Origin of the sequence: Bacillus luti (assembly GCF_009739945.1) — a bacterium.
GTDB lineage: Bacteria > Bacillota > Bacilli > Bacillales > Bacillaceae_G > Bacillus_A > Bacillus_A luti.
The window spans coordinates 445,231-460,113 of sequence record NZ_CP040336.1; the positions used below are offsets into that span (position 1 = coordinate 445,231).

Here is a 14,883-nt window from a genome sequence, read left to right on the forward strand (position 1 = left end):
TTTATTTCCATTACCGCGCACTATAATCTACTTCTTTCAACTGACAACGCTTATTAAAGAACGTTTTATATCCAAGCTGTAAGAAGATAATGACGGCGAAAGCGGTACTTCCTGAAATACCGAGTATGATGGCGATTTGATATTGAATGGCTGTGAATGGTGATACACCAGATAAGATTTGACCAGTCATCATGCCTGGTAGACTTATAATTCCCATTCCGACCATAGAGTTGATCGTTGGTAAAATGGCAGAATCAAAGGCGTCACGAATGAGCGGAGCAGCGGCTTCTTTCGGTGTTGCGCCGAGCATAAGTGCCCCTTCAATTTGGCCTCTTTGCGATTTCATATTGTTTAAGAACGTATTGGCACCGAGAGAAACACCTGTCATTGCATTCCCAACTAACATTCCGGTAATCGGAACGATATATTGCGGTGCATACCAAGGGTCATGGCCGATAATAACAAAGATAAATAGTAGAAGTGGCCCAATTGATCCGGCGACCATGGAAAGGGCGGCGACTCGTTTTAATTCTTTAGACATTGGGATGTTAACTCGTTTATAAATATTAAAAATTGCAAAGGTAGTAATAGAAGTAATAAGAGCAATTGTATAAAATGGGTTACTATTTTCAAATACGTATGTTAGGACGTAAGCAACGAGTACGAGCTGAATTGTCATACGGAACGTTGCGAGCGCGATTTGTTTTTCGCGAGGTATGCCTTTTAATTTTACAAGTCCAATTAAAATAAGAATGAAAATATATGCAGCGGCAAGTTGCCAAATTTGGAGTTCAATAACGCCCTTCAACTGAGAGCACTTCCTTTCTAGTTGCACCGTTTGCTTTACTAATCTCAATAATATCGTCCGCAATTTCTTCTGGAAGTTGTTGTGAGTGTGTGATGAAGATAACTGTTTTTTTCTTTTCTCTTGCTAGTATAGTAAATTGTTTCATAACGCGGCGTTCTGTATCACTATCTAGCGCTGAGGTTGGTTCATCTAATAAATAGACAGGTGGATCCATAAGTACAATACGTGCGAAAGCAAGTCGTTGTTTTTCCCCGCCTGATAATGAATTAGCGCTGTCTTCTAATTTTTTTTCTAAGCTAACAGTCGTTAATGCGCTTCGCAGGGCATCATCATTTGGAAATGGTTTTTCAGAAAGACGAAGTCCCATTAATAGATTATCTTTAATCGTTCCATCAAAAATAGGTGGAGTTTGCCCAAGCATGACTACGTCACGTCGTAATTGAATAGGGGGATAATCAGAAATTAGTTTTCCGTTATATTCAATTGTACCGGATGTTGGAGATTGCAAATCATTTAGCATGCGGAGCAAAGTACTTTTTCCGCTCCCGCTTTCACCGATAATACATGTGATTTTTTCTTTTTGAATCTGTAAATAAGGAATACTTAGTATATCTTTATATGTAATATCTTTTAATATAAACATAAATTGCTCCTTTCTGATTCTAGTTATATCGTATCAAAAAAGAGAGAGAAATAGAAAAATAAGGTTATAAAGAGCACCGTTTCTTTCTCGTTTTAATCTCTAGTAACAAGTTAAGTAAGCGATCCAATTCTTGGCTGAAAGAAATTACTTTATCATGAGTGAATCCGTACTTTTCAACAAGATAGACCAATTCTTTCTTCTTCATTTCTATTCGATTGTTTAGTTTCGTTACATTCATAAGTGAATTGTAATGCCTCCTAAAAAAGTATGTATTACATAAAAAATAAGACCGAATGAATTCGGTCTTAAAGGAAATAATAAAACAACTTATAAATAGCATACACTTTTCATCTGTAGTTTTTAATATGAAAATGAAAAATAAAACATGATCCATGTTGAGAAAAATATGTCTGATAATTATTTTTTATGGGTGCAAAGAGGCTGCCTACATTGTAGACAGCCTTTAAAGTATTAACCTTTATGATATTTGTACATCCAAAGAAGACCAGATTTTAATAATCTCGGTACACGCCCCATTAATGGTTGATTTGCTAGTAAACCAAATCCGTGTTTTTTACCGAGAGAACCGAGAACACCTTTTAATTTTATAACAGGTAGTTCATCAGGAAGTGGCTCATTATTCCAACGTTTTAATAATATTTGGACAATTTGTTCTCCTTGACCTTCAGCAAGCTGAGCAGATGGTGCATGTGGAAGTGCTGCACAATCTCCTACAACGTAAACGTGCTCGTTATTTGGAATATTGTGATATTTTGTTAAAACAACCCGTCCGCTACCATCTTGTTCAACTGGAAGGTTTCGAACAACTTCATTTGCTTGAATACCAGCTGTCCAGACGATTGCATCACATTCAAGTGGTTCATCGTGGTTGTACACAATATTCGGTTCTACTTTTGTAATGTTAGAGTTTCGTATAATGTTAACGTTATGCTTTACAAACCATTCTTCTACATATCTACTTAATTTCTCTGGATATGGGAATAAAATTCTATCTTTTCGATCAAATAAATAGATTTTTAAATCAGAACGGCTTTCGCGAAGTTCACTTGCTACTTCAACGCCACTTAAGCCAGCGCCAACAACAGCAACTGTTGCATTCGGTTCTAGGCCATTTAATTGTTCATATGTCTTACGTGTTTGTTCAATCGATTGTAGACTGTGTGTATATTCCTTCGCCCCAGGAACGTTATGATATTTATCTTCACAGCCAAGTCCAATAATTAAATCATCATATTGGATTGCTTCGCCGCCATCAAGATGAACAGCTTTTTCTTCGAGATCAATATTTGTTATTGTGCCGTATTGAATATTAAGGCGTGGATGCTCAGGAAACGGTATGCGAATATGCGTTTCTGAAATTGTACCCGCTACTAATGCATAATATTCAGTTTTGAAACAATGGTATGGTACTTTGTCGATTAATGTCACTTGTACATCATCCGGAAGTTGGTTGCTTGGAAGTAGCCGTTGCAGAATTCTCATTCCACCGTAGCCGCCACCCAGTATTACGAGGTGTTTCATGATGGATTACCCCTTTTCTGTTGAAATATCCCCTAATCCTAAAATTTTATATTAATAAAATATTTCGACTTTACTCAATCAAATTATATCGAATTTGTGAACAAATAACAATGCATGAATGAATACTCTGTTGTACAATAAGAAGAAAAGTAAAGTAAACTGTTTTCTTTCTTTAGTTACTATTTCATTGTGAGGCGCGAAAAGCGCCGTCATGAATATATTTATATAGAGAAACATATTTACTTTGAAGTAAAACAGTGAAGGAATTGAATAGTTTAATAAGTGTAACGAAAACAACGAGAAACAGCTTAGTTTTCTTCTTATAGATAAAGTCAGAAAGTAATTTGTTTTGTAGTACAGGGGGGAGAATTTTGATTAAACCATTAATTGAATTTTGTGTAGGTAACCTTGCAAGTGGTTCACAAGCAGCGTTAGAGAAATTAGAAAAAGATCCTAATTTAGATGTAATGGAATATGGTTGTTTAGGATATTGTGGCATTTGTTTTGAAGGACCATTTGCACTTGTGAATGGTGAAGTTGTACAAGGTGCGACAGTAGAAGAACTTGTAAATAATGTATATGATTATTTGGATGAAAATCCAATGTTTTAAGGTGTTGCGAATGAGCAGCGCCTTTTTCATTTTATCCCGCTTTAATGGGCAGTAAGACCCCCACCTCAAAATTCAGCGAAAGCAAAGAAGTTAGGTGGGGGTCGGGCTGCCCATAAAAGTCCGATTGGTGAGGGCTGATTAAAGTTTCACTTTATTTTAGATAAAACGTTATTTTGGAGGGTAGGTTATAGATAAATAAAAAAAGGCCCTTTTAGAAGGGCTTTTTTCTTACACACTGTGTGTAAGAGTGGCTCATCGCCAAACGTTGTCAAATATGAGAAACGGGGGACATTCATATTGTGTTCTAAAAGCATGCATTCTATACTTAAAATAACAAATTATTTTTGGAGTGAATATAAATGAGCCAATTTTCTTTTACAAAAATGCATGGTCTTGGCAATAGTTATATATATGTAAATATGTTTGAAGAACAAATTCCTGAAGAAGATTTAGCTCTTGTGGCGGAAAAGGTTTCAAATATTAATACTGGTATTGGAGCAGACGGGATGATTTTAATTTGTCCGTCTGATGTAGCTCCGGTGAAGATGCGCATGTTTAATAATGATGGATCAGAAGGAAAGAGCTGTGGTAATGGTTTGCGCTGCGTAGCGAAATATGCGTATGAGCATAAACTAGTAGAGGAAACAGTTTTCACAATTGAAACGTTAGCTGGCATTGTAACGGCAGAAGTAACGGTAGAAGAAGGGAAAGTTACATTAGCGAAAATCGATATGGGTGCACCACGTTTAACACGTGAAGAAATACCGATGCTTGGTGAAGGTGAAACACCATTTATTCGTGAAAACTTTTTATACAATAATCATCGTTATGCATTTACAGCTGTTTCAATGGGGAACCCGCATGCGGTTATTTTTGTTGAGGATGTAGAACAAGCACCTCTTACAACACTTGGTCCAGTTCTTGAGACACATGAAATGTTCCCAGAGCGAGTGAACGTTGAATTTATCGAGATTTTAAACGATGAAGAAATGAATTTCCGCGTTTGGGAACGTGGTTCTGGTGTAACGCAAGCTTGCGGAACAGGGGCATGCGCTGCCGTTGTAGCTGCTATTTTGAATGGGAAGATGGAACGTGGTAAAGAAATTACCGTTCATTTAGCTGGCGGCGATTTAATGATTGCGTGGACAGAAGAAGGAAACGTGTTAATGAAAGGACCTGCGGAAGTAATTTGCCGCGGAGTGTATGAGTACAAGATAGAAGCGTAAAGATGTATAATAGAATGAGAACAGAAAGGATGGTGTATTTCATGATTGAAGTAACAGAACAAGCAGCTTTTCAAATTAAAGATATGTTAAAAGATGCTGAAGATGGAGAGAAGTATGTGCGCCTTGCTGTACATGGCGGCGGATGTACTGGCCTTTCTTACGGCTTAGGATTTGAAGTAGAACCAAAAGAAGACGACACAGTTCTTGAGTTTTTCGGTGTTGAATTTGTTATCGATACAGAAAGTGCTCCAATTGTTAAAGGAGTAAAAATTGATTATAAACAATCTATGCTTGGCGGCGGATTTACAATCGACAATCCAAACGCAATCGCATCATGCGGATGTGGATCATCTTTCCGTACAGCGACGAATGCTGGTAAGCCAGAAGAGTGCTAAGTTTTTAGCCGAAATAGAAAAAGACCTTTTTAGCGATGGAATAAAATCGTTAAGGAGGTCTTTTCTTTTGCCGTAAAAGCCCGATTACCAAGGCTAATCAATATTTCACTTTATTTTTGCATAGATGCAAGTATCAGTTAGTTGTTTGCTGTCAGCTGAAAAATCTTCATTACGTAATACCCCTTCAAGTTCAAAGCCTAGTTTTTCAGGGAGTGCACGACTTTTCGTGTTATTACATTCACATCGTATTTCAATCCTTCTAAATTTGAATAACTGAAATCCAAGGTTTGTTAACGTACTTACTGTTTCTGTCATATATCCACTGCCACTAAATTGCGTGTTAATCCAGTATCCAATTTCACATTTAGAAACCTTCCAATCAACCCCGTGAAGACTAGCAGTTCCAACAAAATCATTCGTCTCTTTATGATAGATAAGATAGCGAAAGCTTTCTCTTTTCAAAAAATCTATATGTGCATTTCTCAGAAGAATTTCCGTTTCTTCAACAGTAGGAATGGACTGAAATAAAGACAACCATTGCTTTAATTCATTAATGGAATCTTTAATAGCTTGTTGTACTATATTCCCTTCACCTGCTTGAAGTGGTGCTCTAAGAATGAGTCTGTCTGTTTCTATTTGTAACGGAACATCTAATAAAATAGGATTCATATCATTTCTCCTCTCGAAAACTTTAAATTAGGACAGAATGAAACGTATGTAAAAAACTTTCGTTCAAAAGTTAGAGAACAATAAATATATATTCAATTCATCATTTAGAAATCCTTTTTCATCTATTGACTTCTAATTTCTTTACCATTTATTTGAGCTTTAAGTTCTCTTTTTCTAGTTATAATGGAAGGATAGAAAGAGGGGGATATATGCTGGAAGATATTTTTGAATTTGTGTTGAAGTATGTTATAGGTTCTATTTTTAGATGTATAAGATACCTTGTGATAAATATTATAATAGAATGCATAATAGAAGGTGTAATAAACGGTATAGGGAAATTACTTGATAAAATCCGTGATAAGTGGCGAAAGTGGCGTGAAAGACGTTATTGGCGGTAATAGGTACAATAGAAAAATTGGCAGTAAAGAGATAGCGGATAAAAAGCCTTAAGGGAGATGATTAATTCATTTCCTTTAAGGCTTTTATAATGAAGTAGCAGCTCATCGGAATTTAGAATCCGTACTCCTTCCAATTGGTGACGGGATGACAATTTCTAGAGTGAAGAAATAATTATTATCTTACAAAAGTGTAATGTTCATGTCATGTTTTTGAATTTCTTCTTTAAGCTCGGGGCTTTAAGATAAGAATATAAGAAAAAACATATGAGGTGAAGGAAATGAAAAGATACATTGCACTGTTTAGTATTTTAGTTGTATTTGCAAGTTTGTTAGTTGGTTGTGATTTAAATCGTATGGGTAAAGATGAGTACTACGTTCAAATTACGACTGATGGAATTGAGAAGAATGAAAAAGCTGATGGTGGTCAGCCATTCAAATCATTTGAGTATAAGTTACCTGCATTTGATAAAGAAGGTAAAGAGAAAGAGTTAGAATTTACAGCTGTGAAAAACCTTCGTAAAGAAGCGTTCTTACGTTTATACCACTCAGATAAAAAAGGTGTAACAGCTTGGGAAGAAGTGAAGAAAGACGAGCTTCCAGCGAAAGTGAAAGAAAAATTAAGCGTGAAATAAGACAGATAAAAAGGAATTGACGAACAGGGTCAATTCCTTTTTTGATTTTCAAAATCTTCTTCTGAAATCACTGTAAAGCCATGTCTTTTAAATAAAGCGGTTGTTACCCCGTAACCAGTTTGTTTATTACCGTTAAATTCTCCGGTGTAAATTGTAGAACTACCACAAGACGGGCTGCGTTCTTTTAAAATAATATATTCCGGGTGTAAATCTTTAATTTGTTCTAATGTTTTATAAGCACCACTCACGAAAGCTTCTGTGACATCTTCACCATCTTTTGTCATCACTTTTGCTTTTCCATCCAAAACGTCATCGCCATTTCCGCCAATAATTTCAGCTGAGGGACGAGGCGTTGGTAGTCCTCCTAATACTTCAGGGCAAATGAGGACTGTATCTTCTTGTTGCAGTAACGCCTCTATTTTTGAAACGAGGTTGTCATTCCCGTCATAACGGCAAGCGATACCACCTAAACAAGCGCTAATTACAATCATATTTTCATCTCCAATAAAAAAATATTTAGTATCACGCCAATTTTCCTTCCAGCCTCTTACTTATATATGAGGTGATATAAATGGGAAGCTTATATAATTTAATGAAACCATACAGTGAATTTCGAAGTAAAGAAGAGTTTAATACATACCAAAGACAAGTTTTGAAGTGCTATCGATTTCAATTGAATAAAACTGATTCTATCATTATTCATTTTTTAGGGAAATATGCGGTGAATGAGAAACAGAAAACAGTAGGAGTCGCTTGTCCGTTAATGGAGACGATTGCGACGAATGTTGGAAAGAGTATTCGTACAGTGCGCCGCTCCATTGCAAAGCTAGAGGAATTAGGAATTATAAAGCGTGTTGCGACAAAAGAGAGACATAAGCGCGGCGGGTATAGTGCGAACTTATATGTATTTCTTGCATCTGCGATTGACCGCATGGATGACCGTATGAAAATGTCCGCATGTGAGAGTGAGGATTATGCAGCTGGCTGTAGTAAAAATGAGCAAAAATATGAGGGGGAAACAATTCTTTCTAAAAACATTCCACAAATAAAAGAGAAAAGAAAAGTAACGTACGAGCTTGATGCAACGTATTGTCGTCACGATATACCAAAGCCTTTTATATACGCACTTGTGCCAATGACGAGTAACCCGAAGAAGATTAACTTACTGTGGAGTAAGGTGGAGCTTGCTTATAAAAAGAGCGGTTTACTAGAGCAAGGTGTTTTGCTAGAGCAAATATTAGCTGATGAAGAAGTGAACGGAAATTTCATTTGGCGCGTGAAAAGTGTTGTGAGGGCAGATAAATATGGGGAAATTCGTAAAGACATTGGGGCTCTTTTATATAGTACAGTGCGAGATCTATTTTTAGAGGTTGGATTAGAGTGGGGAGCTGCATTAAGGAGAAGGAAAGGGATATCGCTGTTTGATCCATTTGAAAAAGAGCCATGCGTATAACACATGACTCTAATTAGCTAATCGAACTTTCTTACAACTGGCACACGAATCGCTACAAATAGTACGAAGACAATAACCGCAATTGCACCGCTTTTCATAACGGTTACGATTGGAATTCCCATTGCAAGCGCGATTGATGTGAATGCATAAGAGAGCGGAATAAAGCCCATTGATGATAGCATAAGCAAGCTCATTACGCGTCCCATCATTTCTTCTTTTACTGTCGATTGAATCATAGCCATAAGCGGAACGATCGCCATTGCGATTGTAATACCGTAAAACATGCCGGCTAATAATGCTTGCCAAAGTACGGTGCTAAAGTTGATGGATAAGAAGAATACACCAGACAGTAGCATCATGATAATGCAAAATAGTCCGCGTCTACGATTAATATTTTTTAATCCGACAATGACAGCGCCTATTGCCATTCCACCGCCTACAGATGCTTCTAAGTAACTGAACTGGAGCGAGTCACCGTGCAGCACGTTTTTGACAAAGAGCGGGAAACCGACTTGCATCGGACCGATTAAAAATAAGTTTAGAAAGGCGCTACAAATAAGGAAAGTGGAAAGGAATGGTGATTCCTTTACGTATAAGATTCCTTCTTTTATAGAAGTGAACATGCCTTTGTCTGTATTTTGCTGTTCTGGCACTGTAAAGTGTATTTTTTGAACGAGTATGGCTGCGACGATCAGCAGTAAAATCGTAATTGAAAAGATTGTTTCATAGTTCGTAAATTTGATGAGAATACCGCCAAGTACAGGGCCTAGGATGACCGATGCTTGGTTTGTCATTTGTGTAAGTGAATTTGCTTGTGTTAAACGGCTTTTTTCTACTAGTTCCGGCAGAATTGATCCGTCTGCAGACCAGAAGAAAGCGTCAGCAAGTCCAAAGAATAAAGCGAATAAAGCAAATGTATATAGTGTTACATCACCAACGATAAACCATGTGAGAATGGTTGCGACAAGAATCGCACGAATAATGTTGGAGTAAAACATAATATTTTTTTTCGGGAATTTATCAGCTACAGCGCCGCCGACAATCATAAAAATAAGCCTTGGAACACTAAGGGCTACGAAAACAACACCGAGTGAAGCTTCAAGGTTTAATGTTTTTGCTATGTACCACGTTTGTGAAAATGTAAAAAAGGCTAAAGCAAAACTTGAAAAAAGAGTAGCTGCCCAAAGAAAAAGGAAATTCGTATTTTTTAATAACGGTTTCGCATTCTCTTCTAAAGCAGATTTATTTTGTTGTAGTTCCTCCATATTGCTTCCTTTCTATATGACAAATTTAAACTAAAAAACCAGTTAACAATCGTTTTGTCCCGCGTTAACGGGTAGTAAAACCCCGAGTGGGTATAGTTTCACTTTATACAGTTTCTAATATTTCTATACTGCACTTTCTCATTGTAGACAATAATGTCGGATTTGCACAGTCGCTATTTAACGACAAAAAAAGACGCCGAAAGGGCATCTTTTTTAAACTAACGCAATATAAATATCTAATTGTACATTATTTGGATCTAACGCTCTTTCATCATAAAGCTCAAAGTCTGTTGTAAAAGCGCGTTTATTTTCTTTCGACCATTGCCAAATATATTCCCAAGCTTCGCAAACGACTTCAGCAACTGGCCCTTTTCTCGTTGTAAATACCGCGCATGTAGCAGCAGGTATTGTTAAAGATGTCATATTTTCAGGAACGTTTTCTAATGAAGAAACAGGCATACCGATTGTAAATTGATATGTACCAGTTTCATCTGATTCGTAATTTGAATAGAAAGCGAATGTTTCTTTCGTTTGTTGATTTGGAATGTGTTGCATCATTTGTTCTTGGAAGTAGCGATTCCAAAGTGCTGGAATTTCCCCCTCAGTAGATGCCTCTTTTTCATTTGTCGTCGTAATTGAAACACCAATTGCTTGGAAAGCTTCTTTCTTTACGATAATCGGTTCTTTCATTTTATAATCCCCCTATAAACAAAACGTATGTTCTTATTTATTGTAACATATTTTGGAAGAGGGAGATAGTATGATAAAAAGAACTCCTTTCATGTAAAAGGAGTTCTTTTTGTGTCTATATTAAAACATACTTGAGCTATGCATCGGTTGAAGTTTTGCATTTGGATCGAAGTAAGCTTTTGCATTGTTTACTGCTGTTGGTGCTTCGCCAAAGCCGCAAGCAATGAGTTTTACTTTTCCTTCATATGTACAAATGTCACCAGCAGCATAAATACCAGGAATATTTGTCTCCATTTTCGAGTTCACGAGAATGCTGTTTTTTTGAATATCTAAGCCCCAGTTTTTAATTGGACCAAGAGAAGAAACGAAGCCGTAGTTTACAATTACGTCATCCACATCAATGATAACTTTTTCTTCCGTTTTTACGTGTTGAAGAACGACTTGTTCAATGTTGTCATCCCCAATGAGTTCAACTGGAACATATGGTGTACTTACTTCTGCGCGAGAATTTATTAAATTTTCGACGCTATGTTCATGGGCACGGAATTTATCACGGCGATGAACGATTGTAACTTTGTCAGCGATTGGTTCTAACATCATTGTCCAATCTACCGCTGAGTCGCCGCCACCAAATACTACGACGCGCTTGCCAGCAAATTTATTCATATCATCAACAAAGTAATGTAAGTTTTTCTTTTCATACTTTGCTGTGCCTTCTAATTCTAAGCGGCGTGGTTGGAAAGCACCATTGCCAGCAGTAATAATGACTGATTTAGAATAGTGAGTTTGTTTATTCGTAACAAGCTTGAATATACCGTCAGCTTGTTTTTCAAGCGTATCAACAGCCTCTTCTAAGCAAACAGTTGGATCAAATTTCTTCATTTGCTCTTTTAAGTTATCAACTAACTCTTGTGCACGCACTTTTGGAAATCCAGCTACATCATAAATGTACTTTTCAGGGTAGAGTGCGGATAATTGTCCTCCAAGTTGAGGTAAGCTTTCAATGATTTTGACACTTGCTTGTCTCATACCGCCATAAAATGCTGTAAATAGTCCTGTTGGACCACCACCAATAATTGTTATGTCGTAAACTTTTTGATTTTCTGCCACTTTCATTCCCCCTATAGATGGAATTTTGATATTGATTTCATATATTGTTCATATGTACACGAAAATCCTGCAAATGATGACACTTTCAAATAAATGATAGCATATTTCAGTTCATAATACTTCTGAAAACGACTGAATTGTGTGTAAGTTTTCGCATAGATGTTTTTAACATTGTATAAAATATACAGAAAGGAAAATACATGAAAAAAAGGCTGAAAAACCCTTGAAAACGCTATGTTATTTTAAAATATTGATAATTCTCTAGGTGCTTGAATTCTGGAATAAAACCGACTAATATAGGGAAGTATTATGTTAAATTTCTATGACAAAATTCGTACGATTTTTTGACTGCGTTTTGTTACGATATAGAATGTGATAAATTCCACATTCTTGACAAATAGAGTTTTTAGTACTTGGTATTATTTTCATTACTATTATATAAAGAAAAGGGTTGTGATTTGGTGAAGACTCCAAAAATCGTAGTTTTAGGTGCAGGTTATGGCGGGATGATTACGACTGTTCGTCTGCAAAAAGCATTATCTGTAAATGAAGCTGAAATTACGTTAGTAAACAACAACAGCTATCACTACCAAGCAACTTGGTTACACGAGAGCGCAGCTGGTACATTACAAGATGAAAAAATCTGTCTAGATATTCAAGACGTTATCGATACAAATAAAGTGAACTTTGTACAAGATACAGTAGTAGAAATTAAAGCTGCTGAAAAACGCATTATCTTAAAAGACGGCGAGTTAGAGTATGACTACTTAGTAATCGGTCTTGGTTTCGAATCAGAAACATTCGGCATTACAGGACTAAAAGAGCATGCATTCTCAATTGCTAACATTAATGCAACTCGTCAAATTCGTGAGCACATGGAAGCTAGTTTCGCTAAATATGCGGATGAAAAGCGCGATGAGTTAGTAACAATCGTTGTTGGTGGTGCTGGATTTACTGGTATCGAGTACGTAGGTGAGCTTGCAAACCGTGTTCCTGAACTTTGCAAACAGTACAATGTACCACGTGAAAAAGCACGTATCATTTGTGTAGAAGCTGCTCCAACAGCACTTCCAGGTTTTGATCCAGCATTAGTAGAATATGCTGTAAAACAACTTGAGAAAAAAGGCGTAGAATTCCGCATCGGTACAGCAATTAAAGAAGGAACTGAAGAAGGTATTATCGTTGCAAACGGCGATGATACTGAATTAATTAAGTCTGAAACAGTAGTTTGGGCTGCAGGTGTTCGTGGTAATGGTATTGTGGAAGAGTCTGGATTTGAAGCAATGCGCGGCCGCGTTAAAGTTGATGAGTACATGCACGCTCCAGGATACGAAGATGTATTCATGGTTGGTGACGCAGCGTTAATCATTAACGAGGAAATTAACCGTCCATACCCACCAACAGCACAAATTGCAATTCAACAAGGCTACAACATTGCACACAACTTAACTGTGTTAGTTCGTGGCAAAGGCGAAATGAAAAAATTCGCATTCGACAATAAAGGATCTGTATGTTCTTTAGGTCATGACGATGCAATGGGCGTTGTTATGGGTAAAAAGTTAACAGGTTGGAAAGCTTCTTTCATGAAGAAAGTTATCGATAACCGTTACCTATTTTTATTAGGTGGACCTTTATTAGTTCTTAAAAAAGGTAAATTGAAGTTATTTTAATATATAGTAGAAGAAAGCAGAAACGGCTATGAGCTGTTTCTGCTTTTTTTTGTATAATACACCTTTTCAATATAGGAATAAAAAATAATTGCGTTTCCGAAGAAAGGAAATGCAGATTCGCGAGGCTACTGTTTTGTTTTCTTTTCTTCATACTTCCATTCTATATAGTTCTTTAGCAAATAATTGTCATTCATCAAATACAGAAATAGACATACAAAAACGCCATTCTTTCTTATGATCATACAGAAAGAATAGCGTATTTTTTCATTTTAGGGGATTTTGTTCAACTGGACAAAATGAGGGGAATATGAAAGCATCTTTCGCTAGATAACCATCTTTACAATGATTTTGCCATCGTTCTACTGAATATCAAGTTCACTGCAATCACGATGACTGCACCGATAAGGGTTGCAAATACACGGTCGAACAGAATGGTAAACTGGAACGGCTTGCCCGCTTCCATGATCAAAATAATGAGCGGAATCATGGTTGCAGAGTATACAAGGTAATTTCGAACCTTTAGAAGAGGTCGAACACCTGCGAATAGCCCGATACTTATAACTAATCCCCAAATTGGTAGACTAGTTGCGAGAAGCAAGCTCGCAACAATCACGCCGATTATTGTACCAAGCACTCGTTGTGTTGTTTTGATTGGAAAGAGTTCTATTTTCCGCTGAATAAGAATCGCCACGGTAATTGCAATCCAATAGAAGTGGTGCTCGGGCCAAAGTATTCGTAATCCCTCAGCTATAACTAGACATAATGCGAGCCTGATTGGGAATTGCCAACTGGATAGGTGTGCAAGAGAATCCCACCATAGAATGATTTTTTTCGATGTTGGCCCTTGCATAGCTCCATCCAGCGATGATTTAAAACAACGGTGTACCCAGATACCTAGTACCAAGCTGATACTGACGGTCCAAATCGCTCCTGCTAAGATTGAAAAAATTAGTGCCATCGGGTAATCCGTCTGGTTTAACATATTGAGGATGATGATCAGGAATATAACAAATCGTGTTGTTCCCACAGCCAAGGAACGACTATATCCGCCAATTAACGTAGCAAGGATTACCAGCAGAATCAAGACTCCGAATGTCAGGTAGCCTTGTCCGAAAGAGAGACTAGCAGCAATTGCAGCGAGTGCTACTGATATGAGCGCTGACGCCAACTTTTCCCCGTGATTTATAAAACTCGAGCCGACTTTCACGCTACTGACTGCCAAACTTCCGACCGATGCAGCAAAACCAAGAGCGGGATAGCCTAGAAATGTGGCGAACAGAACAGGTCCGGCCATACCTATGCCAGCGGAAATGAGTTCTACTATTTCTACTTTGGACTCCTTAGACCAAGAAAACAGTTGAGCCCTATATGCTTTTACATTCATCTATAGCACCTCTTACGACCCAAAGAGTAGGGCACAGTTTAATAATAGGCTCTTTTTTTAATCCATGAACATGTGGTGATACTTATTATGTCCATCAGGCTGATATTTTGAAGTATCCCCAAAATGAAAATTTTATCCCGCATTAACGGGCAGTAAGACCCCCACCTCAAAATTCAGCGAAAGCAAAGAAGTTAGGTGGGGGTCGGGCTGCCCGTAAAAGTCCGATTGGTTCAACTAATAATCAGTGAGGGATGAACAAACCCCCCACTGATTAAAGTTTTACTTTATCTTTCCAGAGTTATTTATAATAATTGAGCTCATTTTTTTCGATATGGGGAAATGCCAATTTTTTTAAGTTGGTAGCAATGGGGCATTATTCTAAGAAAG

17 protein-coding genes and 1 pseudogene are annotated in these 14,883 nt (G+C 37.2%); 8 read left to right on the forward strand and 10 right to left on the reverse strand.

Going from position 1 to position 14,883, the window contains the following annotated elements; genetic code table 11:
• Nucleotides 1–10: 10 nt before the first annotated feature.
• The 4 genes from EUC40_RS02250 to EUC40_RS02265 form a co-directional block, all read right to left on the reverse strand.
• Entirely contained in the window at nucleotides 11–808 is a 798-nt protein-coding gene (locus EUC40_RS02250) for an ABC transporter permease (protein WP_156573454.1), read from the reverse strand.
• Nucleotides 792–1,451 (reverse strand): ABC transporter ATP-binding protein, encoded by a 660-nt coding sequence (locus EUC40_RS02255; RefSeq protein ID WP_156573456.1) that lies wholly within the window; start codon nucleotides 1,449–1,451, stop codon nucleotides 792–794. The genes EUC40_RS02250 and EUC40_RS02255 overlap by 17 nt, the downstream gene beginning before the upstream one ends.
• A 64-nt stretch (nucleotides 1,452–1,515) precedes the next feature.
• Entirely contained in the window at nucleotides 1,516–1,845 is a 330-nt protein-coding gene (locus EUC40_RS27480; RefSeq protein ID WP_341874018.1) for an aspartyl-phosphate phosphatase Spo0E family protein, read from the reverse strand.
• A 77-nt stretch (nucleotides 1,846–1,922) separates the two neighbouring features.
• Complete coding sequence (locus tag EUC40_RS02265; protein ID WP_156573461.1) at nucleotides 1,923–2,993, reverse strand: NAD(P)/FAD-dependent oxidoreductase; 1,071 nt, start codon at nucleotides 2,991–2,993, stop codon at nucleotides 1,923–1,925.
• A 371-nt stretch (nucleotides 2,994–3,364) separates the two neighbouring features.
• Here EUC40_RS02265 and EUC40_RS02270 point away from each other — a divergent pair, with 371 nt between their 5' ends.
• From EUC40_RS02270 to EUC40_RS02280, 3 genes are all read left to right on the forward strand, one after another.
• Nucleotides 3,365–3,604, forward strand: coding sequence for a YuzB family protein (locus EUC40_RS02270; RefSeq protein ID WP_000595025.1), 240 nt, complete (start codon nucleotides 3,365–3,367; stop codon nucleotides 3,602–3,604).
• A 359-nt stretch (nucleotides 3,605–3,963) separates the two neighbouring features.
• Nucleotides 3,964–4,830 carry a diaminopimelate epimerase gene (dapF, locus tag EUC40_RS02275; RefSeq protein WP_071712667.1) on the forward strand — a complete coding sequence of 289 codons (867 nt, stop codon included), beginning with the start codon at nucleotides 3,964–3,966 and terminating at the stop codon, nucleotides 4,828–4,830.
• A 41-nt stretch (nucleotides 4,831–4,871) separates the two neighbouring features.
• Nucleotides 4,872–5,225 (forward strand): HesB/IscA family protein, encoded by a 354-nt coding sequence (locus EUC40_RS02280; RefSeq protein WP_000573830.1) that lies wholly within the window; start codon nucleotides 4,872–4,874, stop codon nucleotides 5,223–5,225.
• A gap of 105 nt (nucleotides 5,226–5,330) precedes the next feature.
• Here the strand turns inward: EUC40_RS02280 and EUC40_RS02285 are convergent, their stop codons facing one another.
• A complete protein-coding gene (locus EUC40_RS02285) occupies nucleotides 5,331–5,894 on the reverse strand; it encodes a GNAT family N-acetyltransferase (protein ID WP_156573463.1) in 564 nt (187 codons plus the stop codon).
• A 209-nt stretch (nucleotides 5,895–6,103) separates the two neighbouring features.
• Here EUC40_RS02285 and EUC40_RS02290 point away from each other — a divergent pair, with 209 nt between their 5' ends.
• The 3 genes and pseudogenes from EUC40_RS02290 (at nucleotide 6,104) to EUC40_RS02295 (ending at nucleotide 6,924) form a co-directional block, all read left to right on the forward strand.
• Nucleotides 6,104–6,292 (forward strand): hypothetical protein, encoded by a 189-nt coding sequence (locus tag EUC40_RS02290; protein WP_151626894.1) that lies wholly within the window; start codon nucleotides 6,104–6,106, stop codon nucleotides 6,290–6,292.
• Between the two features lie 85 nt (nucleotides 6,293–6,377).
• Nucleotides 6,378–6,464: pseudogene (locus EUC40_RS27485) on the forward strand (O-methyltransferase); the annotation flags it as partial.
• A 106-nt stretch (nucleotides 6,465–6,570) separates the two neighbouring features.
• On the forward strand, nucleotides 6,571–6,924 hold the full coding sequence (locus EUC40_RS02295; protein WP_151626895.1) for a YxeA family protein: 354 nt from the start codon (nucleotides 6,571–6,573) through the stop codon (nucleotides 6,922–6,924).
• A gap of 29 nt (nucleotides 6,925–6,953) precedes the next feature.
• On the opposite strand, the gene EUC40_RS02300 is transcribed toward EUC40_RS02295, so the two are convergent.
• The gene (locus tag EUC40_RS02300; RefSeq protein WP_156573465.1) at nucleotides 6,954–7,415 is read right to left on the reverse strand and encodes a 2-thiouracil desulfurase family protein; all 462 of its coding nucleotides are present in this window, start codon (nucleotides 7,413–7,415) and stop codon (nucleotides 6,954–6,956) included.
• Between the two features lie 80 nt (nucleotides 7,416–7,495).
• Here EUC40_RS02300 and EUC40_RS02305 point away from each other — a divergent pair, with 80 nt between their 5' ends.
• The gene (locus tag EUC40_RS02305; RefSeq protein ID WP_156573467.1) at nucleotides 7,496–8,377 is read left to right on the forward strand and encodes a helix-turn-helix domain-containing protein; all 882 of its coding nucleotides are present in this window, start codon (nucleotides 7,496–7,498) and stop codon (nucleotides 8,375–8,377) included.
• A gap of 17 nt (nucleotides 8,378–8,394) precedes the next feature.
• Here the strand turns inward: EUC40_RS02305 and EUC40_RS02310 are convergent, their stop codons facing one another.
• From EUC40_RS02310 to EUC40_RS02320, 3 genes are all read right to left on the reverse strand, one after another.
• Complete coding sequence (locus tag EUC40_RS02310; protein WP_071712660.1) at nucleotides 8,395–9,642, reverse strand: MFS transporter; 1,248 nt, start codon at nucleotides 9,640–9,642, stop codon at nucleotides 8,395–8,397.
• Nucleotides 9,643–9,855: 213 nt separating this feature from the next.
• Nucleotides 9,856–10,332, reverse strand: a complete 477-nt coding sequence (locus EUC40_RS02315; RefSeq protein WP_156573469.1) for a GyrI-like domain-containing protein — start codon at nucleotides 10,330–10,332, stop codon at nucleotides 9,856–9,858.
• Between the two features lie 120 nt (nucleotides 10,333–10,452).
• Entirely contained in the window at nucleotides 10,453–11,442 is a 990-nt protein-coding gene (locus tag EUC40_RS02320; protein ID WP_071712658.1) for an NAD(P)/FAD-dependent oxidoreductase, read from the reverse strand.
• A 461-nt stretch (nucleotides 11,443–11,903) separates the two neighbouring features.
• Between EUC40_RS02320 and EUC40_RS02325 the strand changes: the two genes are divergently transcribed.
• The gene (locus tag EUC40_RS02325; RefSeq protein ID WP_071712699.1) at nucleotides 11,904–13,112 is read left to right on the forward strand and encodes an NAD(P)/FAD-dependent oxidoreductase; all 1,209 of its coding nucleotides are present in this window, start codon (nucleotides 11,904–11,906) and stop codon (nucleotides 13,110–13,112) included.
• A 337-nt stretch (nucleotides 13,113–13,449) separates the two neighbouring features.
• Here EUC40_RS02325 and EUC40_RS02330 read toward each other — a convergent pair whose 3' ends face one another.
• Nucleotides 13,450–14,496, reverse strand: a complete 1,047-nt coding sequence (locus EUC40_RS02330) for an FUSC family protein (RefSeq protein ID WP_156573471.1) — start codon at nucleotides 14,494–14,496, stop codon at nucleotides 13,450–13,452.
• Between the last annotated feature and the right edge of the window lie 387 nt (nucleotides 14,497–14,883).

What these genes read in the sequence shown, in the direction of transcription:
- EUC40_RS02255 (WP_156573456.1), bottom strand. Translation starts at nt 1,451, where the DNA reads ATGTTTATATTAAAAGATATTACATATAAAGATATACTAAGTATTCCT.
- EUC40_RS27480 (WP_341874018.1), bottom strand. Translation starts at nt 1,845, where the DNA reads ATGGATCATGTTTTATTTTTCATTTTCATATTAAAAACTACAGATGAA.
- EUC40_RS02265 (WP_156573461.1), bottom strand. Translation starts at nt 2,993, where the DNA reads ATGAAACACCTCGTAATACTGGGTGGCGGCTACGGTGGAATGAGAATT.
- dapF (WP_071712667.1), top strand. Translation starts at nt 3,964, where the DNA reads ATGAGCCAATTTTCTTTTACAAAAATGCATGGTCTTGGCAATAGTTAT.
- EUC40_RS02280 (WP_000573830.1), top strand. Translation starts at nt 4,872, where the DNA reads ATGATTGAAGTAACAGAACAAGCAGCTTTTCAAATTAAAGATATGTTA.
- EUC40_RS02285 (WP_156573463.1), bottom strand. Translation starts at nt 5,894, where the DNA reads ATGAATCCTATTTTATTAGATGTTCCGTTACAAATAGAAACAGACAGA.
- EUC40_RS02290 (WP_151626894.1), top strand. Translation starts at nt 6,104, where the DNA reads ATGCTGGAAGATATTTTTGAATTTGTGTTGAAGTATGTTATAGGTTCT.
- EUC40_RS02295 (WP_151626895.1), top strand. Translation starts at nt 6,571, where the DNA reads ATGAAAAGATACATTGCACTGTTTAGTATTTTAGTTGTATTTGCAAGT.
- EUC40_RS02300 (WP_156573465.1), bottom strand. Translation starts at nt 7,415, where the DNA reads ATGATTGTAATTAGCGCTTGTTTAGGTGGTATCGCTTGCCGTTATGAC.
- EUC40_RS02305 (WP_156573467.1), top strand. Translation starts at nt 7,496, where the DNA reads ATGGGAAGCTTATATAATTTAATGAAACCATACAGTGAATTTCGAAGT.
- EUC40_RS02310 (WP_071712660.1), bottom strand. Translation starts at nt 9,642, where the DNA reads ATGGAGGAACTACAACAAAATAAATCTGCTTTAGAAGAGAATGCGAAA.
- EUC40_RS02315 (WP_156573469.1), bottom strand. Translation starts at nt 10,332, where the DNA reads ATGAAAGAACCGATTATCGTAAAGAAAGAAGCTTTCCAAGCAATTGGT.
- EUC40_RS02330 (WP_156573471.1), bottom strand. Translation starts at nt 14,496, where the DNA reads ATGAATGTAAAAGCATATAGGGCTCAACTGTTTTCTTGGTCTAAGGAG.